The 20,622-nt window shown below is 34.4% G+C and carries 25 protein-coding genes; 23 read left to right on the top strand and 2 right to left on the bottom strand.

The features are described from left to right. Positions 1–7 precede the first annotated feature (7 nt). The 18 genes from lpxD (at position 8) to NG655_RS05460 (ending at position 15,283) form a co-directional block, all read left to right on the top strand. Complete coding sequence (gene lpxD / locus NG655_RS05545; protein WP_252158343.1) at positions 8–1,033, top strand: UDP-3-O-(3-hydroxymyristoyl)glucosamine N-acyltransferase; 1,026 nt, start codon at positions 8–10, stop codon at positions 1,031–1,033. Continuing rightward, the gene (locus NG655_RS05540; protein WP_252158342.1) at positions 1,023–2,429 is read left to right on the top strand and encodes a bifunctional UDP-3-O-[3-hydroxymyristoyl] N-acetylglucosamine deacetylase/3-hydroxyacyl-ACP dehydratase; all 1,407 of its coding nucleotides are present in this window, start codon (positions 1,023–1,025) and stop codon (positions 2,427–2,429) included. The genes lpxD and NG655_RS05540 overlap by 11 nt, the downstream gene beginning before the upstream one ends. Next, a complete protein-coding gene (lpxA, locus tag NG655_RS05535) occupies positions 2,426–3,211 on the top strand; it encodes an acyl-ACP--UDP-N-acetylglucosamine O-acyltransferase (RefSeq protein ID WP_252158341.1) in 786 nt (261 codons plus the stop codon). The genes NG655_RS05540 and lpxA overlap by 4 nt, the downstream gene beginning before the upstream one ends. 9 nt (positions 3,212–3,220) lie before the next feature. Further along, positions 3,221–3,787 carry an elongation factor P gene (gene efp, locus NG655_RS05530; RefSeq protein WP_252158340.1) on the top strand — a complete coding sequence of 189 codons (567 nt, stop codon included), beginning with the start codon at positions 3,221–3,223 and terminating at the stop codon, positions 3,785–3,787. A gap of 52 nt (positions 3,788–3,839) precedes the next feature. After that, positions 3,840–4,712, top strand: a complete 873-nt coding sequence (gene sucD / locus NG655_RS05525; protein ID WP_252158339.1) for a succinate--CoA ligase subunit alpha — start codon at positions 3,840–3,842, stop codon at positions 4,710–4,712. Between the two features lie 11 nt (positions 4,713–4,723). After that, positions 4,724–5,470 (top strand): 3-oxoacyl-[acyl-carrier-protein] reductase, encoded by a 747-nt coding sequence (fabG, locus tag NG655_RS05520; RefSeq protein WP_252158338.1) that lies wholly within the window; start codon positions 4,724–4,726, stop codon positions 5,468–5,470. Between the two features lie 12 nt (positions 5,471–5,482). After that, entirely contained in the window at positions 5,483–6,301 is an 819-nt protein-coding gene (locus NG655_RS05515) for a prohibitin family protein (RefSeq protein ID WP_252158337.1), read from the top strand. Positions 6,302–6,575: 274 nt separating this feature from the next. Further along, the gene (gene hisG, locus NG655_RS05510; protein WP_252158336.1) at positions 6,576–7,427 is read left to right on the top strand and encodes an ATP phosphoribosyltransferase; all 852 of its coding nucleotides are present in this window, start codon (positions 6,576–6,578) and stop codon (positions 7,425–7,427) included. Further along, positions 7,427–8,716 (top strand): histidinol dehydrogenase, encoded by a 1,290-nt coding sequence (gene hisD / locus NG655_RS05505; protein WP_252158335.1) that lies wholly within the window; start codon positions 7,427–7,429, stop codon positions 8,714–8,716. The genes hisG and hisD overlap by 1 nt, the downstream gene beginning before the upstream one ends. Beyond that, positions 8,709–9,761, top strand: a complete 1,053-nt coding sequence (hisC, locus tag NG655_RS05500) for a histidinol-phosphate transaminase (protein ID WP_252158334.1) — start codon at positions 8,709–8,711, stop codon at positions 9,759–9,761. The genes hisD and hisC overlap by 8 nt, the downstream gene beginning before the upstream one ends. 10 nt (positions 9,762–9,771) lie before the next feature. Next, positions 9,772–10,902 (top strand): bifunctional histidinol-phosphatase/imidazoleglycerol-phosphate dehydratase HisB, encoded by a 1,131-nt coding sequence (gene hisB / locus NG655_RS05495; RefSeq protein ID WP_252158333.1) that lies wholly within the window; start codon positions 9,772–9,774, stop codon positions 10,900–10,902. A gap of 15 nt (positions 10,903–10,917) precedes the next feature. Then, positions 10,918–11,499, top strand: a complete 582-nt coding sequence (gene hisH, locus NG655_RS05490) for an imidazole glycerol phosphate synthase subunit HisH (protein WP_252158332.1) — start codon at positions 10,918–10,920, stop codon at positions 11,497–11,499. 1 nt (position 11,500) lies between these two features. After that, positions 11,501–12,226: a 1-(5-phosphoribosyl)-5-[(5-phosphoribosylamino)methylideneamino]imidazole-4-carboxamide isomerase gene (gene hisA / locus NG655_RS05485; RefSeq protein WP_252158331.1), complete on the top strand. Its 726-nt coding sequence runs from the start codon at positions 11,501–11,503 to the stop codon at positions 12,224–12,226. Further along, complete coding sequence (locus NG655_RS05480) at positions 12,223–12,732, top strand: DinB family protein (RefSeq protein WP_252158330.1); 510 nt, start codon at positions 12,223–12,225, stop codon at positions 12,730–12,732. Before hisA ends, NG655_RS05480 begins: the two co-directional genes overlap by 4 nt. A gap of 1 nt (position 12,733) precedes the next feature. Further along, positions 12,734–13,489 carry an imidazole glycerol phosphate synthase subunit HisF gene (gene hisF / locus NG655_RS05475; protein ID WP_252158329.1) on the top strand — a complete coding sequence of 252 codons (756 nt, stop codon included), beginning with the start codon at positions 12,734–12,736 and terminating at the stop codon, positions 13,487–13,489. A gap of 8 nt (positions 13,490–13,497) precedes the next feature. Continuing rightward, positions 13,498–14,094 (top strand): bifunctional phosphoribosyl-AMP cyclohydrolase/phosphoribosyl-ATP diphosphatase HisIE, encoded by a 597-nt coding sequence (gene hisIE, locus NG655_RS05470; RefSeq protein ID WP_252158328.1) that lies wholly within the window; start codon positions 13,498–13,500, stop codon positions 14,092–14,094. Between the two features lie 60 nt (positions 14,095–14,154). Beyond that, positions 14,155–14,832 carry a DUF2461 domain-containing protein gene (locus tag NG655_RS05465; RefSeq protein WP_252158327.1) on the top strand — a complete coding sequence of 226 codons (678 nt, stop codon included), beginning with the start codon at positions 14,155–14,157 and terminating at the stop codon, positions 14,830–14,832. A 4-nt stretch (positions 14,833–14,836) separates the two neighbouring features. Next, positions 14,837–15,283, top strand: coding sequence for a DUF6428 family protein (locus NG655_RS05460; protein WP_252158326.1), 447 nt, complete (start codon positions 14,837–14,839; stop codon positions 15,281–15,283). Here NG655_RS05460 and NG655_RS05455 read toward each other — a convergent pair. Further along, complete coding sequence (locus NG655_RS05455) at positions 15,280–15,702, bottom strand: glyoxalase (protein WP_252158325.1); 423 nt, start codon at positions 15,700–15,702, stop codon at positions 15,280–15,282. The two genes, NG655_RS05460 and NG655_RS05455, sit on opposite strands and share 4 nt — an antisense overlap. A gap of 94 nt (positions 15,703–15,796) precedes the next feature. Here NG655_RS05455 and NG655_RS05450 point away from each other — a divergent pair, with 94 nt between their 5' ends. After that, entirely contained in the window at positions 15,797–16,240 is a 444-nt protein-coding gene (locus NG655_RS05450) for a hypothetical protein (RefSeq protein ID WP_252158324.1), read from the top strand. 4 nt (positions 16,241–16,244) lie between these two features. Here the strand turns inward: NG655_RS05450 and NG655_RS05445 are convergent, their stop codons facing one another. Continuing rightward, positions 16,245–17,198: a sugar phosphate isomerase/epimerase family protein gene (locus tag NG655_RS05445; protein ID WP_252158323.1), complete on the bottom strand. Its 954-nt coding sequence runs from the start codon at positions 17,196–17,198 to the stop codon at positions 16,245–16,247. Between the two features lie 354 nt (positions 17,199–17,552). Between NG655_RS05445 and NG655_RS05440 the strand changes: the two genes are divergently transcribed. Genes NG655_RS05440 through NG655_RS05425 form a run of 4 tightly spaced genes read left to right on the top strand, consistent with a single transcriptional unit; the run spans position 17,553 to position 20,599 of the window. Beyond that, positions 17,553–18,092, top strand: a complete 540-nt coding sequence (locus NG655_RS05440) for a DUF2911 domain-containing protein (RefSeq protein WP_252158322.1) — start codon at positions 17,553–17,555, stop codon at positions 18,090–18,092. Then, positions 18,092–19,219, top strand: coding sequence for an amidohydrolase family protein (locus NG655_RS05435; protein ID WP_252158321.1), 1,128 nt, complete (start codon positions 18,092–18,094; stop codon positions 19,217–19,219). The genes NG655_RS05440 and NG655_RS05435 overlap by 1 nt, the downstream gene beginning before the upstream one ends. Before the next feature lie 36 nt (positions 19,220–19,255). Continuing rightward, positions 19,256–20,242: an acyl-ACP desaturase gene (locus NG655_RS05430; protein ID WP_252158320.1), complete on the top strand. Its 987-nt coding sequence runs from the start codon at positions 19,256–19,258 to the stop codon at positions 20,240–20,242. Between the two features lie 42 nt (positions 20,243–20,284). After that, positions 20,285–20,599: a YbjQ family protein gene (locus NG655_RS05425; protein ID WP_252158319.1), complete on the top strand. Its 315-nt coding sequence runs from the start codon at positions 20,285–20,287 to the stop codon at positions 20,597–20,599. The last annotated feature ends 23 nt before the right edge of the window (positions 20,600–20,622 follow it).

Raw genomic sequence — 20,622 nt, 5'->3', positions numbered from 1 at the left:
TGCACCAATGAAATTTACCGCTAAACAAATTGCTGGTATTTTGGACGGAACTGTAGAAGGTAACCCAGAGACAGAAGTCCATCAACTCTCCAAAATTGAAGAGGGGGAACTTGGCTCTATATCTTTTTTAGCTAATAAAAAGTATAACCCTTTTATATATAAAACTGGAGCCTCAATTGTTATTGTCAATAATGATCTTGTCTTGGATAAAGAGGTTGCGCCAACTTTAATTAGAGTTAAAGATGCCTATCAGGCTTTTTCTACCCTTTTGGAATTTTATAATCAAATTGACGACAATCAAGAGGGCATCATGGAACCTGTTTCCATTGACAAATCTGTTCGAATTAATAGTTCATGCTATGTTGGTGAATTTACTGTAATTAAGCAAAATGTATCTCTTGGAGATCATGTAAAGATCGACTCTCAATGTTATATAGGAAAAGATGTAACTATAGGATCAGGGACTAAAATACATTCTGGGACACGTATTTTATCGGGTACAATAATCGGAGAAAATTGTATAATTCATTCTGGATGTGTTATTGGCTCAGAAGGTTTTGGTTTTGCACCACAACCAGACGGAACCTACAAGAAAGTTCCTCAAACGGGTATTGTAAGAATCGGGAATAATGTCGATATTGGAGCTAATTCAACTATAGATAAAGCAACGCTTGGGGCCACAATAATTAATAATGGAGTTAAACTAGACAATCAAATTCAAATTGCTCATAACGTTGAAATAGGAGAAAATACAGTAATTGCAGCTCAAGTAGGGATTGCAGGGTCTACAAAAATTGGAAAATCTTGTGTAATTGGAGGTCAAGCAGGTTTTGCCGGTCATCTAACAATTGGTAATGGAGTACAAGTGCAAGGTAAAACTGGAGTTACTCGAAACATTAAAGATAATGCAATTCTCCAAGGGACACCTGCTTTTGACTTTAAGAGCTACAGTAAGTCATATATACATTTTAAAAATCTACCAAAAATTATAAAACGCCTCGATCAAATAGAAAAAGAACAACATGGAAAATAAACCTGTTTTACAAACAACCATAGCAAACAAAGTTACACTTGAAGGAGTAGGACTTCATACGGGTAAAAACGTTGTACTTACATTCAATCCGGCAGCTGCTAACACGGGTTATGTTTTTAAAAGAACTGATCTCGAAGGAGAACCAACTATAGAAGCTGATGTTCAGTACGTCAATGATACTCAGCGTGGAACTAATTTAGTTAAAAATGAAGTTAAAATTCATACTTCAGAACATGTCTTATCTGCACTTGTTGGACTTGAAATTGACAATTGTTTAATTGAATTGAGTGCTCCTGAACCCCCTATTATGGATGGTTCATCAAAATTCTTTGTCGAAGCACTTCAGAAAGCTGGAAAAGTTGAACTTTCTGAAGAACGCGATGAATATATTGTAAAAGAAATTATTCACTACAGAGACGAAGAGTCTGGAAGTGAAATGACATTAATACCATGGGATAACTACCAAGTAACCACTATGGTTGATTTTGGCACTAAAGTTTTGGGAACTCAAAATGCTACCTTGGAACATTTGGACGATTATGTGGAAGAAATTTCATCTTCACGTACGTTTAGTTTTTTACACGAATTAGAAATGCTTCTTGAAAATGGTTTAATTCAAGGAGGAGACCTAAATAATGCAATTGTTTATGTAGACAAACCTTTGTCTGACGAAACAATGGATAATTTAAAAAAAGCATTCAACAAAACTAAAATAACCGTTCAACCCAATGGAATTCTCGATAATTTATCACTTCATTATCCTAATGAAGCTGCCCGTCATAAATTATTGGATGTTATTGGAGATTTAGCTTTAGTTGGTAAAAGAATTAGAGGTAAAGTAATCGCAAGAAAGCCCGGGCATAAGGTAAACATCGATTTTGCAAGAAAATTATCAAAAATAATTAAACAAGAAAAACGTTTAAATGCTCCTAACATAGACATCAATCAACCACCACTCATGAATGTTAATGACATCATGAAAATGTTACCTCACAGACCTCCTTTTTTATTGGTTGATAAAATTTTTGAATTATCGAAAACACATGTCATTGGACTAAAGAATGTAACAATGAACGAACCCTTCTTTGTTGGTCATTTCCCAGGAGCACCAGTGATGCCAGGCGTTCTTCAAGTTGAAGCAATGGCACAGGTAGGTGGTGTTTTGGTTTTAAATACAGTTCCAGATCCTGAAAACTATTTAACCTTATTCATGAAAATTGATAACGTTAAATTTAAAACCCCAGTTAATCCTGGGGATACTCTTATATTTAAACTAGAATTAATAACTCCAATCAGAAGAGGAATTTGCCATATGAAAGGGTATACTTTTGCAAATGGCAAAATAACCACTGAAGGAGAATTAATGGCTCAAATAGTCAGAAAAGATAGCATATGAATCAACCTTTAGCTTACGTTCATCCCGGTGCAAAAATTGCAAATAATGTTGTAATCGAACCTTTTGTTACTATAAGTAACAATGTAATCATCGGAGAAGGTTCTTGGATTGGTTCCAATGTTACTATTATGGAAGGTGCTCGAATTGGTAAAAACTGTAATATTTATCCCGGAGCAGTTATTTCTGCACCCCCTCAAGATTTAAAATACTCAGGTGAAGAAACTCTGACAATAGTTGGTGACAATACTACCATAAGAGAGTGCGTAACAATTAACCGTGGAACTACGGATCGTATGCAAACTTCAATTGGTTCTAATTGTTTAATTATGGCTTATTCTCATATTGCTCATGATTGTAAGGTTGGAAATTATTGTGTATTTTCTAATAACAGTACTTTAGCAGGACACATAACAATTGGAGATTATGTAATTCTGGCTGGTATGACCGCAATTCATCAGTTTTGCTCTGTTGGAGATCATGCATTTATTTCTGGAGGATCTCTAGTTCGTAAAGATGTACCTCCCTACGTAAAAGCAGCACGTGAACCACTTTCGTATGTTGGAATTAATTCAGTAGGATTAAGACGTCGTGGATTTTCTGCAGAGAAAATTCGTGAAATTCAAGATATATATAGAACATTGTATCAGAAAAATTATAATACCACTCAAGCCGCTGAGATTTTAGAGGCTGAAATGGAAGTAACTCCAGAGCGTGACGAAATTTTACAGTTTATAAAAGATTCACAACGTGGAATAATGAAAGGATATTTTCAAAAAAATTAATATAAAATTATGGCATCTACTTCTGATATTAGAAAGGGACTATGTATCAAGCATAGTAATGATATTTACAAAATTATTGAGTTTTTACATGTTAAACCTGGAAAAGGTCCAGCTTTCGTAAGAACAAAACTTAAAAGTGTAACTACGGGTAAAATTTTAGACAATACTTTTTCTGCAGGTCATAAAATTGAAGATATTCGAGTTGAAACTAATAAGTTTCAATTTCTATATAATGAAGGAGATACTTACAACTTCATGAATCAAGAAGATTACAATCAAATTGCGATTGAAAAAAACATACTCGATTCTCCTGAATTGATGAAAGAAGGTGAAATAGTTTCAATATCCATCAATACAGAAGATGGAATGCCACTATCTGTAGACATGCCTTTGAGTGTTGTATTAGAAGTTACACATACAGAGCCTGGGGTTAAAGGAAATACTGCAACCAATGCAACTAAACCAGCAACTGTAGAAACAGGAGCTCGAGTTAATGTGCCTTTATTCATTAATGAGGGTGATAAAATAAAAATTGAAACAGAAAAAGGAACTTACCAAGAACGAATAAAAGAATAATTCAATATTTGAATTAATAATAAGTAATCATTAATATTTAATACAATACCGAATGAGTGTTTTAGTTAACAAAGATTCTAATATAATAGTACAAGGGTTTACAGGTAGTGAAGGAACTTTCCATGCTACTCAAATGATTGAATACGGAAGCAATGTTGTTGGAGGTGTAACTCCAGGAAAAGGAGGGCAAATTCATCTTGACCGTCCTGTTTTTAATACGGTTGCTGAAGCAGTAGAAAAAGCACAGGCAAATACAACAATCATATTTGTACCACCAGCTTTTGCAGCTGATGCAATAATGGAAGCTGCAGATGCAGGAATTAAAGTAATCATCACTATTACAGAAGGGATTCCTGTCGCTGATATGGTGAAAGCTTCTAATTATATTGCGGATAAAGATTGTAGATTAATAGGTCCAAACTGCCCAGGTGTTATTACTCCCGGCGAAGCTAAGGTTGGAATTATGCCTGGTTTTGTATTCAAAAAAGGAAATATTGGAATTATATCTAAGTCAGGAACCCTTACTTATGAAGCTGCTGATCAAGTAGTTCGAGAAGGTTTTGGGATTTCAACTGCAATTGGTATTGGAGGAGACCCTATCATTGGAACTACAACGCGCGATGCTGTTGAATTATTTTTAAATGACCCTGAAACTGAAGCAATCGTAATGATTGGTGAAATAGGAGGGCAATTAGAAGCGGAAGCTGCCAAGTATGTTAAAGAAACTGGAAACAAAAAACCAGTTATTGGTTTCATCGCTGGTGAAACTGCTCCTGCTGGAAGAACTATGGGGCACGCTGGAGCAATTGTTGGTGGAGCTGATGACACCGCAGAAGCTAAAAAAAGAATTATGTCTGAATGTGGAATACATGTTGTAGATTCCCCAGCGGCAATTGGTAAAAAAGTAGCCGAAATTCTTAACTAAAAAAAGTATATATGAAACTTTTAGATGGAAAAACTGCAATAATTACTGGAGCTAGCAGGGGTATTGGAAGAGGAATTGCACTTGTGTTCGCTCAACACGGATGTGATGTAGCTTTTACCTATAGCAGTTCTGTTGATGCTGCTAAAGCATTAGAATCTGAATTGAAAGCTTTTGGTGTTAAAGCTAAGGGATATCAAAGCAATGCAGCAAGTTTCGAGCAAGCACACACTCTTGTTGAAGATGTAGCTAAAGATTTTGATGGGTTAGATATCCTTATTAATAATGCTGGAATTACTAAAGACAACTTATTAATGAGAATGGGAGAGGAGGACTTCGATCAAGTAATTGAAGTAAATCTTAAGTCTGTTTTTAACATGACTAAAGCGGTTCAACGTACTTTCTTAAAACAGCGCAAAGGATCTATAATCCACATGAGTTCTGTTGTGGGTGTTAAAGGAAATGCTGGTCAAGCTAATTATGCAGCTTCAAAAGCTGGTATTATTGGTTTTTCTAAGTCTGTTGCTTTAGAGTTAGGATCAAGAAATATAAGATCTAACGTAATTGCTCCTGGATTTATTGAAACAGAAATGACTGCAAAATTATCTGAAGAAGTCGTGCAAGGTTGGAGAAATGGTATACCTTTGAAAAGAGGTGGATCTCCAGAAGATATTGCTAACGCATGTGTATTTCTTGGATCAGATTTATCAAATTACATCACCGGTCAAGTAATGAACGTTGATGGTGGAATGTTAACTTAATTAAAAATAATCATGGAAAAATTACCCAAAATTGGCCTACCTGTAATCGCAGGAATTTTTATTTTATTTATTTTCATCTCAAAGTCTTCAATTAACATTGGATACGGAGAAGCTGGAGTTTTATTTAAAACTTTCGGAGGCGGTGTTGTTGTTGATGAACCAGTCTTAGGAGAAGGTTTTCATATCATTGCGCCTTGGAACAAGGTTTATGTTTATAATGTAAAGCAACAAGAAGTATTTGAAAGTAAAATGCAAGTTTTATCTTCAAATGGACTAGAAATTTCATTAGATATTTCTGTTCTTTATCAACCGCTTATTGCTGAACTTGGATTACTACACAAGACAAAAGGTGAAAATTATTTAAATATAATTATCATTCCTCAAATTAGAGCTGTAGCTCGTTCTGTTGTTGGACGTTATACTCCAGAGCAATTATACTCTACAAAAAGAGATGCGATTCAAAACGAAATTTTTGAAGAAACTAAAAAAGTAGTTGAAAACCAACACGTTCAACTCAATGCAGTTTTAGTTCGTGATGTAACTTTACCAATTGCAATTCGTGAAGCTATTGAACGAAAATTAAATCAAGAACAAGAAGCTTTAGAATATGAGTTTAGAATTGAAAAAGCAAAACAAGAAGCTGAACGTCAGCGTATTGATGCTGAAGGTAAAGCAACTGCTAACCGGATTCTAAGTGCTTCGTTGACTGATAAAATTCTTCAAGAAAAAGGAATTGAGGCTACGATTAAATTGTCTGAATCAAACAACTCTAAAGTAATTGTAATTGGGAGCGGAGAATCTGGATTACCTATTATCTTAGGAAATCAGTAAGAATAAGAATTTTTATTAATGAAATATTTTATAAACCCAAACCTCCTCAGGTTTGGGTTTCATATTTTATAAATTTATTTTTAGAATTCAAATATTATTTATTCAATGTGTTTTTATGATTTCAAATAAAATCAATATATTTGCACTTTAATGATTAAAACAAATTTACATACCCACCATCATACTTCAGACTCAAGCGAGATCTAAAGGTTGGTGTATATACAACTCATAGAACCCGTTTGAATATTCAAGCGGGTTTTTTTATTTTAAAAATATGATTAGAATAGCAATTCAAAAATCTGGTAGATTAAATACAGATTCTTTAGCTTTATTAAAAAGCTGCGGTATAACTGTTGATAATGGGAAAGACCAACTTAAAGCAAAAGCAAGGAATTTTCCTTTAGAGGTTTTCTTTTTGAGAAATGGAGACATCCCTCAATATCTTAGAGACGGCGTGGTAGATCTTGCCATTGTTGGAAGTAATCTTTTGGTAGAAAAGGGGACAGATCTGGAGGTTATAGAATCTTTAGGATTTTCTAAGTGTAAAGTTTCAATTGCAATTCCCAAGGAGAATTCTTTTTCTGGAGTTTCAGACTTAGCAGGAAAGAAAATAGCAACTTCCTATCCAAATACGGTCAATCAATTTCTTAAAGAAAAAGGTGTAGAGGCAGATATTCACGTGATTAGTGGCTCTGTAGAAATTGCTCCTAATATCGGTCTTGCAGATGCAATTTGTGACATTGTTTCAAGTGGTAGCACTTTATTTAAGAACAACTTAAAAGAAGTAATTGAGATATTAACGTCGGAAGCTGTTTTAGTACAGGCTCCTAATTTGAACGAAGAGCAAATTTTATTAATTGAAAAGATTCAGTTTAGAATCCAAGCAGTTCTGCGAGCAAAACAATCCCGCTATATCTTGTTAAACGTTCCTAATGAACAAATTGATTCAGTTTCAAAAATTTTACCTGTTCTGAAGAGTCCTACAGTATTGCCTTTAGCACAAGAAGGGTGGAGTTCAATTCATTCGGTTATAAATTCAGGTGATTTTTGGGAGGTTATTGATCAGTTAAAAGCAGCAGGTGCTGAAGATATTTTGGTATGTCCAATTGAAAAAATGGTGCGTTAATGAAGCAGTTTATTCAACCTAAACCGTTGGTTTGGAATTCAATATTGAGCCGTCCTACAGCTAGTTTTAAAGATTTAGAACCTGTTGTTGAGGATGTTTTTTCTGAGGTTCAATCCAAAGGTGATGAAGCTTTGAAAGCATATACTCAAAAGTTTGATGGGGTATCTTTAGATTCTTTCAGTGTAACTGAAGCAGACTTTTTAGAAGCAGAAAATAAAGTTTCGAAGAAATTAAAAGAAGCCATTCAATTAGCGAAAAGTAATATAGAAGCGTTTCATAAAGCACAAAAAACACCTTCTGTTTCAATTGAAACACAGCCGGGAGTTTTGTGTTGGCAAGAAAAAAGACCGATTGAAAAAGTGGGTTTATATATTCCTGGAGGTTCAGCACCTTTGTTTTCTACCTTATTAATGCTCGCAATACCGGCTCAAATCGCAGGTTGTAAAGAAATTGTATTGTGTACCCCTCCAAATCAAAATGGAGCAATTCCCGATGTAATTTTATATACTGCTAAGTTATGTGGATTGAGCCAGATTTTTAAACTAGGAGGAATTCAGGCAATTGCAGCAATGACTTTTGGAACGGAAACTGTTCCAAAAGTATATAAGATATTCGGGCCTGGAAATCAGTACGTAACAGTTGCTAAACAAATTGCTACACAATATCAGGTTTCAATAGATATGCCTGCTGGACCAAGTGAATTGTTAGTTGTAGCTGATGAGACGGCAAATCCAGCATATGTGGCATCAGATTTACTTTCACAGGCGGAACACGGAGCTGACAGTCAGGTGATTTTAGTAACAACCTACGCTCCAATGTTGGAACTTGTTAAACAAGAAATTGAAATTCAATTGAATTTACTTCCAAGAAAAGAAATTGCTGAAAAAGCAATGGATAATTCTAGAATGATATTTTTCGAAACTAATGAAGAATCCATAGACTTTATCAATCAATACGGTCCTGAGCATTATATTATTTGTGTGAAAGAGGAACAACTCTACATTGATCAAATTACAAATGCAGGTTCAGTTTTTATAGGTAATTATACTCCAGAAAGTGCCGGAGACTATGCTTCTGGAACCAATCATACCTTACCCACAAATGGCTACGCAAAACAATACAGTGGTGTTAATTTAGATAGTTATTTAAAACAAATGACTTTTCAGAAAATATCGAGTAAAGGAATTCAAAACATTGGACCAGCTATAGAGCTTATGGCTGAATCAGAAGGGCTTCAGGCACATAAAAATGCGGTCACCTTACGTTTAAACGATTTAAAAGATGAATAGAAGGATTGACATAAACAAACTAGTACGACCTGTAATAAAGGATTTGAAATCCTATAAGTCAGCTCGTCAAGAATTTGTTGGTTCTGATCGTAAAATGATTTTGTTAGATGCAAACGAAAATCCATTTGAAACGGGATTAAATCGCTATCCGGATCCTTTTCAAACAGAATTAAAGAATCGTCTTGCAGCTATCAAAGGAGTTTCGAGTTCATCTTTATTTCTAGCCAATGGGAGTGACGAATTGATTAGTCTTTTAATGGTTGCCTTTTGTGAACCTAAAGAGGAAGAAATTATGATTGTTCCCCCAACTTTTGGAATGTATCAAGTTTCTGCAAATTTAAACGGTGTTCATGTAGTAGAAGTTCCGCTTATTGATGCATTTCAACTGGATGTTGACAGAATACTTGCTCGTGCGTCCGACAAGACTAAAATGATTTTCATCCCTACACCAAACAATCCGACTGCAAACCGCTTTCCTTTGAGTGATTTAGAGCACATCGCTAAAAATTTTCCTGGTCTTGTTATTATAGACGAAGCCTATGCTGAGTTTTCACCCGGAGAAACTGCTATTGATTGGCTTGATCAATATGAAAATATTGTGGTGCTACAAACTTTTTCTAAAGCTCAGGGTCTGGCAGGGGCACGAGTAGGAATGGCATTTGCTAAAGATGAAATAATAGATGTTTTAAATACAATAAAAGCTCCTTACAACCTTAATGTTCTTTCTCAACAGGCAGTCATGGATCGTTTAGATCAAGCGGGTCAGGTAGCTCAAGAAGTACGTTTGTTAATTGGGTATAAACAAACCTTAATAAAAGCTTTGGAAGATTTAAGTTTTGTAAAAAAAATATTCCCTTCCGATGCAAATTTTATTTTAATCCGTGTAGACGATAGTTCGCTTCGATACAATCAATTAATTCAAAAAGGAATTGTAGTTCGCAACCCGTCGAAACAAATTTCTTGCGAGAATACGCTCAGAATAACAATAGGGACAGAAATTGAAAATACAGCTTTGATTACCGCTTTAAAAGCAATGGATCAATAAAAATATTAGTATGAAAAAAGTACTCTTTATAGACCGTGATGGAACTTTAGCCCTGGAACCAGCAGATTATCAGTTGGATGCTATTGAAAAATTAGAATTTTACCCGGAAGTTTTTACTTATTTAAGAAAAATAGCAACCGAGTTAGACTACGAATTAGTTATGGTAACCAACCAAGATGGTCTTGGAACTAGTTCCTTTCCAGAAGATACTTTCTGGCCTACACACAATTTTCTTTTAAAAACGTTCGAGAATGAGGGAGTAAAATTTGATGAGATTCTGATTGATAAAAGTCTTCCAGAAGACAATGCTCCTACACGCAAACCTAGGACAGGAATGTTAACTCCTTATTTAAATGAAGATATATATGATCTTAAAAACTCTTTTGTAATTGGAGATCGCATAACCGATATAGAGCTCGCCTTCAACTTAAAAGCAAAAGGAATATTCATCGCAAACGATGAAGAACTTGGATCTAACGAAGTATCAGGGACAGACTTTAGTTCAACAATTGCCCTTAAAACAACTGAATGGAAGCGTATTTATGAGTTTTTAAAATTAGAGCAACGTATTGTAATTCAGAAAAGAACCACCAACGAAACCGATATTAAATTAGAACTCAATCTAGATGGAACTGGGAAGAGTACAATCGATACTGGGATTGCCTTTTTTGATCATATGTTAGATCAAATTGCTCGACACGGTAACATGGACTTAAATCTGACGGTAAAAGGGGATTTAGAGGTAGATGAGCACCATACGATTGAAGATACAGCTATTGTCCTAGGAGAAGCTTTTGCAGAGGCTTTAGGGAATAAACTTGGAATAGAACGTTATGGATTTTGTTTGCCAATGGACGATTGTCTCGCTCAAGCATCAATTGATTTTGGTGGAAGAAACTGGCTGGTTTGGGATGCTGAATTTAAGCGTGAAATGATTGGCAAGATGCCAACAGAAATGTTTTTTCACTTTTTCAAATCATTCACAGACGGTGCTAAAGCCAATTTAAATATAAAAGCTGAAGGTGAAAATGAACACCACAAGATAGAGTCCATTTTTAAAGTATTTGCCAAGGCCATTAAAGTAGCTGTGAAGCGAGATCCTAATAAAATGATTTTACCCAGTACAAAAGGAAGTCTCTAAGATTAAATAAAAAAAATGAAAGTAGTTCTTATAGATTATGGTGCTGGAAACATTAAAAGTCTTCAGTTTGCTCTAGAACGTTTGGGTGTTGAAGGTGTTTTAAGCTCCAATCCAGAAGAAATAAAGCAAGCAGATAAAGTTATATTTCCAGGAGTTGGTGAGGCGAGTAGTGCCATGCAGAAATTAAAAGAATCTGGTTTGGATATTATTATTCCGAATCTTAAAAATCCGGTCCTAGGGATTTGTCTTGGAATGCAACTCATGTGTTCTAAAACTGAAGAGGGATCTACTCAGGGATTGAATATTTTTGACGTTTCAGTAAAACGTTTCAATTCGGATTTAAAAGTTCCCCAAATGGGTTGGAATACTTTAGAAGAGTTGAATTCTCCTTTATTTAATAACCTTGATTCAGGAATCTATATGTATTCTGTTCATAGTTTCTATGCGGCTTTATGTAAACATACAATCGCTCAAACTAATTACGGAATTGCTTATAGTTCTGCTTTACAAAAAGATAATTTCTATGGAGTACAATTTCATCCTGAGAAGAGTAGTAAAGCAGGAAGTAAAATTCTAACTAATTTTTTAGAACTTTAATATGAGAATTATACCCGCAATAGATTTAATAGATGGAAAGTGTGTTCGACTATCAAAAGGAGATTACGCTACCCAAAAAACCTATAATGAACATCCAATTGAGGTTGCTAAAGAATTTGAAGCTCATGGAATCGAGTATTTACATTTAGTTGATCTTGACGGAGCTAAGTCTAAACACATAGTAAATCATAAGGTTTTAGAGGAAATAGCCTCTAAAACGAGTCTTAAAATTGATTTTGGAGGTGGGTTAAAGTCTGATGAAGATTTGAAAATCGCTTTTGACTGTGGTGCAAATCAAATTACCGGAGGTAGTATCGCGGTTAAGGAACCTGAATTATTTGAACGTTGGATTTCAGCCTATGGGCAAGATAAAATTATTTTAGGAGCAGATGTTCAAGGTGATCGAATTGCCACTAACGGATGGCTTGAAACTTCAGAGCATCGTTTGGTTGATTTTGTAAACGACTACCAAAAAAAAGGAATTGCCTATGTTATTTGTACAGACATAAGTAAAGATGGTATGTTAGCAGGTCCTTCTTTTGAGGTTTATCAAAATTTATTAGAACAACAACCGGGTATCAAATTAATAGCATCTGGTGGTATTTCTGAATTTGATGAACTGCCTAAATTAAAACAATTAGGATGTGAAGGAACTATAATAGGGAAAGCCATCTATGAAAATAGAATTTCATTGAAAGAGCTTGAAAAATTTATCTTGCAGTCATGAATGAAATAATTTTAAATGAATTCAAACGAAACGCAATCTACAGACTCTCTGAGAGTCTCCGAATGATAAATATTGCTTTTTCAAAAGTAACTGACGAATTTCTTTGGAAACGACCTACAGAGAACGGCATGGCCTTAGGGAATCAGTTGTTACATTCCTGTGGAAACATGACTCAATATATCATTAGTTCTCTGGGAAACACCGTAGATCAAAGAGAACGAGAACTTGAGTTTTCAGCTACTGGAACATCAAATAAAAAAGAACTGTTATCAATGCTTTCCAATACTGTTTCAAAATCTCAGGCTGTTATTAATGAAACTACTTCTGAGGATTTTGAACGAATTCGAACGGTTCAAGGGTTCGAACTTTCCGGAATAGGAGTTACCTTACATGCTGTGGAACATTTTTCATATCATACAGGTCAAATAGCATTTTGGATAAAAGTATTAACAAACGAAGATCTTGGTTTTTATTCTGGTCAAGATTTAACAATAAAAAACAACTAGGATGTTAACCAAACGTATCATTCCGTGTTTAGATGTAAAAGACGGTAGAACAGTCAAAGGTGTTAATTTTGTTAACCTTATAGACGCTGGAGATCCAGTTGAATTAGCAAAAAAATACGCGGATCAAAATGCTGATGAACTTGTTTTTTTAGATATTTCTGCCACTGAACAGAAAAGAAAAACATTAGCCGATTTAGTTCAAAAAGTAGCACAGGCTATTGATATACCTTTTACAGTAGGAGGGGGAATCAGTTCCATTGAAGATGTAGAAGTATTATTAAAAAATGGAGCAGACAAAGTGTCTATAAATTCAGCAGCCGTTAAGCGTCCAGATTTAATCAACGAATTATCCTCTAAATTTGGAAGCCAGTGTATCGTGGTGGCTATAGATGCAAAACAAGTAAATGGCCATTGGAAAGTTCATTTAGTGGGTGGGAAAGTCCCAACGGAAATTGATCTTTTTGATTGGGCAATAGAAGTGGAGCAAAGAGGAGCTGGGGAAATTTTATTTACTTCAATGGACAACGATGGCACTAAAGATGGATTTGCAAATGAGGCCCTTGCTCGAATATCGAAAGAAGTAAATATTCCACTTATAGCTTCTGGTGGCGCCGGGAATACTAAACATTTTATAGATACTTTTAATAACGGAAAAGCTGATGCAGCACTCGCAGCTAGTATTTTTCATTTTGGAGAAGTAGCAGTACCAGAACTAAAAAAAGAACTCAAGAAGCAGCACATTGCTGTAAGATTATAAATAAGCTTATGAAAATAGATTTTAATAAGAATTCAGACGGACTAGTTCCTGCAATAATTCAAGATGCAAAAACAAAAACTGTTTTAATGTTGGGTTATATGAACGAAGAAGCATTTGAAAAAACTCAAACTACAGGGAAAGTAACTTTTTATAGTCGTACTAAAAATCGCTTATGGACGAAGGGTGAAGAAAGTGGTAATTTCCTCAAATTGGTGAGCTATTCGCTTGATTGTGATCAAGATACTTTATTGTTTCAGGTAAATCCGGTGGGTCCTACCTGCCATACAGGTTCTGACACCTGTTGGAATGATAAAAATACAACCAGCTATGGTTTTCTATCTGAGTTAGAACAAACCATTACTGAGCGTAAAAGCGCTGATAAAGACTCCAGTTATGTAGCTTCATTATTTGATAAAGGAATCAATAAAATAGCTCAAAAAGTGGGTGAGGAGGCTGTTGAAACTGTAATTGAAGCCTTAGACTCTAATGATGAATTATTTCTATATGAAAGTGCAGATTTGTTGTTTCACTATCTAATTTTATTGCAAGCAAAAGGATTCAAATTAGACGATATTGTTGCTGCTTTGGAACAAAGAAAGAAGTAGTACTTACCTTTGTTTTTATGAAATCTTAATTTCGTATTTTTACAATAATAAAAACTAAAGATGTCTTCATTACCAAAAGAACTTTTTTCCTTCTTCAAAAAACTTGAAAATAATAATAACCGAGAGTGGTTTAATGACAATAAGCCACAATTTAAAAATATAGAATCTCAAGTAAAAGTATTTGGAGAAAACCTTAAGAATGTATTAGAATCATCAGAAAAGGTTGATGAATTTAAACTGTTTAGGGTCTATAGAGACGTTCGTTTTTCTAAAAATAAAACGCCTTACAAAACCCATTTTGGACTTTCATTTCATCGCCAGAAGCCTGAGTATAGGGGAGGTTACTACGTTCACCTTAAACCCAATGATAATTTTATAGCTGTTGGTTTTTGGAATCCAAACAAAGAAGATCTTTTAAGAATTAGAAAAGAATTGGAATTAGATTCATCTGAATTTAGAGAACTGATGGAAGTACCTAAATTTAAAAATGTTTGGGGGTTATTGGAGGGAGAAGAATTGAAAACTGCTCCTAAAGGTTTTTCAAAAGAAGATCCTAATATTGATTTAATCCGTAAAAAAATGTTTCTTTTCAAAAAGAAATATACTGACACTGAAATATTGGCTTCAAATTTCATAGATCAAGTTGCTCAGGATTTTATTACGGTTCGTCCTTTTTTAGATTATATGAGCAGTGTTTTAACTACAGACTTAAACGGAGTCTCACTCCTAGAAAAATAATAGCATGACTTTAAACGAATTAAAATTTCAATTACAAAAACAAACTTCTCTATCATTTGAATTGCCTTCTGGTGATTTGGTACCCAATCATTTCCATGTTACTGAAGTAGGGAGGGTTACCAAGCATTTTATTGATTGTGGTGGTGTTATAAGAAAAGAAGAAGTTGTTAGCCTCCAATTATGGGAAGCAGATGATTACGACCATCGATTGCATCCACAAAAATTTTTAGACATCCTTTTACTTTCAGAAAAAGCATTCAATCTGAAAGACTTGGAGATTGAAGTTGAGTATCAAGGAGACACAATTCAAAAATTTGGTTTAGACATTAAAGGACAAAATTATCTGTTAACTAGAAAACAAACTGCTTGTTTAGCTGAGGATGCCTGTGGTATCCCCGAAGCTAAAGTAGAAACAGTAAACAGCTGTGCACCGGGTTCGGGTTGTTGCTAAACTGCAACAGCAGCTACTAGGAATTCTTTTTCAAACAATTGTACTTGATCCTTTAATCGTTCAATAAGCATACTCATGATGCGTTTGTTGAAAGCAGAAGCATTGGTGTTATATTCTATGTATTCTTTAACGGTAAATTGTCCTACGATTATGCCCTTTACAGAATTACGTAATTTTTGATCTTTGGTTAATGCACTTTCTATATAATCAAGTTTTTTAGGAATACCTAAATCATAGAAAACCCCTTTTCTTTCTTCAATATAACTTTGAAAAAAAGCAACCAAAAGAGGGTTTTGTAGTTTAAGAATAGGGCGGAGGGTTCCATTTTGAAAACGCTCTTCTGAACTCATAGAATCAAATTGTTTCGTTTTTTTTATCTCAGGGCGTATTCTTAGCAGGTCGTTGGGTCTATCGTTCATAACTATAGTTTTTATAAAGTTAATCTTAAAAAGGTTTGAATAAATCGATGTTTTAAGTAGATTGTCCACAGCTTTGTTAACATCAATTTATCAAATGAAACACACACTCTTAATACTAATATCTCTTTTTGGTAGTTTATGCTATGCACAGCAAACTGATCCTATCAAATCATTGAATATATTTTTTGAAGGATTTCATAATCGAGATAGCCTTAAGATTAAAAGTGTACTGTCATTGGATGCAAAACTTTTCAGAACAGGAAATTCCAAAGATGGTATTCCTAAAAGACAGGAAATGTCGATGACTAATTTTATTAAAGTAGTAAGTTCAAGACCTGAGACTCCAGTTTGGAAAGAGGAGTTGGGGGTTCCAATTGTGAGTCAGCATCAAAATTTAGCTCAAATTTGGGTCCCTTTTAGCTTTTATCTAGATGGTGAATTAAGTCATTGTGGATTCAATGCACTTCAGCTGTTTTGGGACGGAACCACATGGCTTATAACCGAATTGTCAGATACGGCAACTAAACAATGTAGGTAGGTTTTTATTCAGAGCTTTCCCATGCCGTTTTCAAGTAATCTAAATCATTCTTAATACGAGTAAACACCTCATGTTCTGATATTTTTATTGAACTAGCGCCTTTTTCTGCTCCTCCTAAATCATGCTCCACATGAAGTGATACTGGAACAGTAATTTTATGTTTTTTAAGTATAGAAAAATATTTTTTAAAATCAACCATTCCTTCTCCCATGGGAACATTGATAGGTTTCCATTTCCCGTTAACTTTTCCCCATTTAAAATCTTTGATACAGATTGAGTTAATGAAGGGTAGGATTCGTCTAAGCCCGAGTTCCCAACTATTACCGCCCTCTGCAACCGCATGGCGTATATCGTATTGACTACCTATATGACTCCCTTTTGTTGCTTCTAAAATAGGGAGTAAGTCCCAAATAGGAGCTCCAACATATTTGCCAGAATGATTTTGATACCCAGCAATGAGACCCAGTTGTTGATTTAATTGTTCTAATTCCTGTGCTTGTTTCGCATAAATCAATTGTGAGACAACAAGGGATTTATCTTCGGGATATTTAAGCCAATCCGTTCTGTAGTGCGTAAATCCGAGACTAGCAGCTGTTTCAAGAACCCTTTTATGGGTCGAATTAGTAGCATCCCAAACATTGGTAGACATCATTTTGGGTTTAAGTCCATGGTTAAGCATCGCTTCAGTTGCTTTTGGTAGATCTGTTAAAACACGTTCCGGGAGCACATGTCCTTTTCTTCGTACCGTCAAATCTAAACCATCAAAACCCATCGCTGCAGCTGCAGAAGACATAGCGTTATAATCCAAAAATTGTAGATGTTTGGAGAACAAATACACCTCTAAATTGCTAGAATTACCAGAAAATAATTCTGTTTTGATTTCTGATGCAAGCCCCAGTAATGGCGTTGATGCAACTCCAAGAGCAGAAATTTTAGCAAAGGCTCTTCTTGAATACATGTTTTTTTTTGTGATCATAGATAACTTGAATTAATCAACTCTTTTTAAAATTAACCAATACTCAAGAGAACCATCAATATTTTCTTTATTTTTTTCTTGACCTTAATTTGTCATTCATTTTAGTTTTTATTTTTTAATGTTCCTGTAATAGATTCTATGTTATGATTTTGAGAACATTATTTTAAAAATTTTATTCAAAGAAATCATTATTAAAATGTAAGATTCTGATATGTAAGTTTTAAGACTAATTCATTTTATCTATAATTAATATTATGTAAAATAAATATTTTAGAATTAAACATACTTCTCCTCTGATCTTAATTTATATATTTGAAATAACCAAAAAACAAAAAGATGATAAAAAAAATAGTTATTAGTGTTTTAGCAATTATTCTGGTTATCGCAGGATATTTAGTATACGGGACTTTTATAAATCCCAAAAGTCCATTTGATTCTGCTGCCTACGAAAAAGATGACCTGGTACTATCGGTAGATTATAGCAGACCGTATAAAAAAGATCGTCTAATTTTTGGTACAGCTGCAGACGGTGCATTGGTTCCTTATGGAAAATACTGGCGTTTAGGAGCGAATTTCGCTACAACATTTGAAACAAATAAGGAAGTCAGTTTTGCAGGTCGTCCACTACCCGCTGGAAAATATAGAGTCTATGCAGTTCCTGAGGAAGATCATTGGGTTATTACTTTAAATTCTGAATTCGGTAGTTTTGGATATTCGGAACCTGATTATGAAAAAGATATTATGAGTGTTAACATTGCATCGGCTCAATTAATGTCTCCTGTAGAACAGTTTACTATAGACTTTATAGAAGGTGAATTGAGCTTATCCCTACGTTTTAGATGGGATACTACTTCAGTTTCTTTACCGATTAACTAATGATTTTCACTTTTAAAAACTTATTAAAAACACTCTTTTTTATTGGAGTTGTTGGAGGTACTACTTACTATGTTATTGGTAAAATTCAATACCGTAACAACCTAATGGATATGGAGGTTTACAGTCCTAAATCAACTCTTATAGTGCCAGAGAATAAGGTAACTAAAGCAAAATTTCCTTTTATTGATGTTCATAATCATCAATTTGATATGCCTGTTAAAGATTTATCTAAGTTAACTGCAGAAATGGATTCCATAAATATGGCGTTTATGGTTAATTTAAGTGGGTTTAGAGGTCTTTATTTGTCGAAATCATTACAGAATATTCAAGAAAACGCTCCTACCCGATTTGGATTGTTTGTGAACCTTGATTGGGAGCAAATTGATGATCCTGAATTTTTAGAAAATAATTTAAAAATCCTAAGAAACGCAAAACAATCTGGAGCCATTGGCCTAAAAGTTTATAAAGGTTTAGGACTTACCGATACCGACTCTATGGGAAATAGAATTGCGGTAAACGATCCGAGATTAGATCCCATTTGGGCTGAATGTGGTCGTCTAGGATTTCCAGTTTTAATACATTCTGCTGAACCGGCTTCTTTTTGGAAACCTAAAGATAAATATAATGAACGCTGGTTAGAATTAAAACAAAAACCGGGTAGATACCGAGACCCTGCAAAAGTTCCTTCTTTTGAGTCTATTTTATCTGAACAACATGATGTATTCAGAAAAAATTCAAATACTACCTTTATAAATGCTCATTTGGGTTGGATGGGTAATGATTTAGATCGTTTAGGTGCTCATTTAGACACCTTTCCTAACGTTGTAACAGAAATTGGAGCTGTATTAGCAGAATTGGGAAGACAGCCCAAAAGAGCTCATAAGTTTATGTCTGATTATCAGGATCGTATTTTATTTGGAAAAGACAGTTATAAAGTTTCTGAATATTATACCTACTTCAGAGTATTAGAAACTGGAGATGAGTATTTTGATTATTACCGAAAAAGACATGCACATTGGAAAATGTATGGACTTGCTCTCCCGGATTCAATTCTCAAAAAATTATATTATAAAAATGCACTAAAAATATTTCCTTCTATAGATGAATCCCTGTTTTTAGAAGAGTAAATAAAATAATTTAAACAGTCTGTAAATTTAAAAAATATGTCCATTAAGAACATTAGAAAAGAAGTAATGTTAACGCTAGAAAAAGAAATTGATTCTTTTGTAGATAAGTTTTTAATTACAGCAGAAAAAATCTGGCAACCAACCGATTTTTTACCCAATTCTCAAAAAGATAGTTTTATTAGTGAAGTAGAAGAGATTCGAGAACTTTCTAAAGATTTACACGATGATTTTTGGGTGGTCTTGGTTGGCGATACGATTACGGAAGAAGCTTTGCCTACCTATGAATCTTGGTTAATGGATATCGATGGAATCCATCAAAATCCAGATAATGGTTGGGCAAAATGGGTTAGAGCTTGGACCGCAGAAGAGAATAGACATGGAGACGTTTTAAATAAATATTTATATCTATCTGGACGAGTAAACATGCGTGAGGTAGAAATCTCTACCCAACATTTAATAACAGATGGGTTTGACCTTGGAACATCTTCTGATCCTTATAAAAGTTTTATTTATACTAGTTTTCAAGAATTAGCGACTTATATTTCGCATAACAATGTTGCTAAAATTGCACGAGAGAAAGGACATAAAGCCCTAGCAAAAATGTCAAGAATCATAGCTGGAGATGAAATGAGACATCATCAGGCTTACTCTAAATTTGTAAAAGAAATTTTTAAAATAGATCCATCCGAAATGATGTTAGCATTTCAACATATGATGCAGCACAAAATAATCATGCCAGCAATGCATTTAAGAGACTCATTTGGATCAAAAGGTGGACTTTTTGATGATTTCTCAACGGTTGCCCAGAGAGTAGGTGTTTATACCGGTTTCGATTATGTCGATATTCTCAAGAAGTTAAATACCATATGGGAAATTGATAAGTTTACTAATCTAACCCCAGAAGCAGAGAAAGCGAGAGATTATTTAATGAATCTACCCGACAGAATGTATCGAATTACAGAGCGAATTGTAATTCCAAAAACAAAGTTTGATTTTAAATGGATGTTACCTGCTCAATTATAACCAATTATTACTTTTAATTTTAACTCTTTAACGTTATAAATTATGCTCATTTTAAATACTCCCTCAATACCCAATAAAGAAATTACAGAAGTGCACGGAATTGCTCGTGGAAATACAGTTAGAGCCAGAAATGTAGGGCGAGATATTTTTGCAGGTCTTAAAAACATTGTTGGAGGAGAAATCTCCGAGTACACAAAATTACAAGCAGACGCTCGGGAACAAGCTTTACAACCCTTAGAAGAGGATGCAAAACGCTTGGGAGCCAATGCTGTAGTAAATGTCAGGTTTACAACTACTATGGTGATGCAGGGATGTTCGGAAATGCTAGCTTATGGAACTGCAGTAACCGTTAGATGATGGAAATGGCTATTATTATTCTT

This window comes from Candidatus Arcticimaribacter forsetii (assembly GCF_910589745.1).
GTDB classification, from domain to species: Bacteria; Bacteroidota; Bacteroidia; order Flavobacteriales; family Flavobacteriaceae; genus Arcticimaribacter; species Arcticimaribacter forsetii.
The sequence above is the reverse complement of the archived record's forward strand: the minus strand, read 5'-3'. Positions and strand labels throughout refer to the sequence as shown.

Bases quoted from the DNA above. Each gene is read 5' to 3' on its own strand.
- hisG (WP_252158336.1), top strand. From the start codon at position 6,576: ATGATTAGAATAGCAATTCAAAAATCTGGTAGATTAAATACAGATTCT.
- NG655_RS05460 (WP_252158326.1), top strand. From the start codon at position 14,837: ATGACTTTAAACGAATTAAAATTTCAATTACAAAAACAAACTTCTCTA.
- fabG (WP_252158338.1), top strand. From the start codon at position 4,724: ATGAAACTTTTAGATGGAAAAACTGCAATAATTACTGGAGCTAGCAGG.
- NG655_RS05440 (WP_252158322.1), top strand. From the start codon at position 17,553: ATGATAAAAAAAATAGTTATTAGTGTTTTAGCAATTATTCTGGTTATC.
- NG655_RS05480 (WP_252158330.1), top strand. From the start codon at position 12,223: ATGAATGAAATAATTTTAAATGAATTCAAACGAAACGCAATCTACAGA.
- NG655_RS05455 (WP_252158325.1), bottom strand. From the start codon at position 15,702: ATGAACGATAGACCCAACGACCTGCTAAGAATACGCCCTGAGATAAAA.
- hisD (WP_252158335.1), top strand. From the start codon at position 7,427: ATGAAGCAGTTTATTCAACCTAAACCGTTGGTTTGGAATTCAATATTG.
- NG655_RS05430 (WP_252158320.1), top strand. From the start codon at position 19,256: ATGTCCATTAAGAACATTAGAAAAGAAGTAATGTTAACGCTAGAAAAA.
- NG655_RS05515 (WP_252158337.1), top strand. From the start codon at position 5,483: ATGGAAAAATTACCCAAAATTGGCCTACCTGTAATCGCAGGAATTTTT.
- hisF (WP_252158329.1), top strand. From the start codon at position 12,734: ATGTTAACCAAACGTATCATTCCGTGTTTAGATGTAAAAGACGGTAGA.
- NG655_RS05435 (WP_252158321.1), top strand. From the start codon at position 18,092: ATGATTTTCACTTTTAAAAACTTATTAAAAACACTCTTTTTTATTGGA.
- NG655_RS05540 (WP_252158342.1), top strand. From the start codon at position 1,023: ATGGAAAATAAACCTGTTTTACAAACAACCATAGCAAACAAAGTTACA.
- hisIE (WP_252158328.1), top strand. From the start codon at position 13,498: ATGAAAATAGATTTTAATAAGAATTCAGACGGACTAGTTCCTGCAATA.
- NG655_RS05450 (WP_252158324.1), top strand. From the start codon at position 15,797: ATGAAACACACACTCTTAATACTAATATCTCTTTTTGGTAGTTTATGC.
- hisC (WP_252158334.1), top strand. From the start codon at position 8,709: ATGAATAGAAGGATTGACATAAACAAACTAGTACGACCTGTAATAAAG.
- efp (WP_252158340.1), top strand. From the start codon at position 3,221: ATGGCATCTACTTCTGATATTAGAAAGGGACTATGTATCAAGCATAGT.
- NG655_RS05425 (WP_252158319.1), top strand. From the start codon at position 20,285: ATGCTCATTTTAAATACTCCCTCAATACCCAATAAAGAAATTACAGAA.
- lpxD (WP_252158343.1), top strand. From the start codon at position 8: ATGAAATTTACCGCTAAACAAATTGCTGGTATTTTGGACGGAACTGTA.
- hisA (WP_252158331.1), top strand. From the start codon at position 11,501: ATGAGAATTATACCCGCAATAGATTTAATAGATGGAAAGTGTGTTCGA.
- NG655_RS05465 (WP_252158327.1), top strand. From the start codon at position 14,155: ATGTCTTCATTACCAAAAGAACTTTTTTCCTTCTTCAAAAAACTTGAA.
- lpxA (WP_252158341.1), top strand. From the start codon at position 2,426: ATGAATCAACCTTTAGCTTACGTTCATCCCGGTGCAAAAATTGCAAAT.
- sucD (WP_252158339.1), top strand. From the start codon at position 3,840: ATGAGTGTTTTAGTTAACAAAGATTCTAATATAATAGTACAAGGGTTT.
- NG655_RS05445 (WP_252158323.1), bottom strand. From the start codon at position 17,198: ATGTATTCAAGAAGAGCCTTTGCTAAAATTTCTGCTCTTGGAGTTGCA.
- hisB (WP_252158333.1), top strand. From the start codon at position 9,772: ATGAAAAAAGTACTCTTTATAGACCGTGATGGAACTTTAGCCCTGGAA.
- hisH (WP_252158332.1), top strand. From the start codon at position 10,918: ATGAAAGTAGTTCTTATAGATTATGGTGCTGGAAACATTAAAAGTCTT.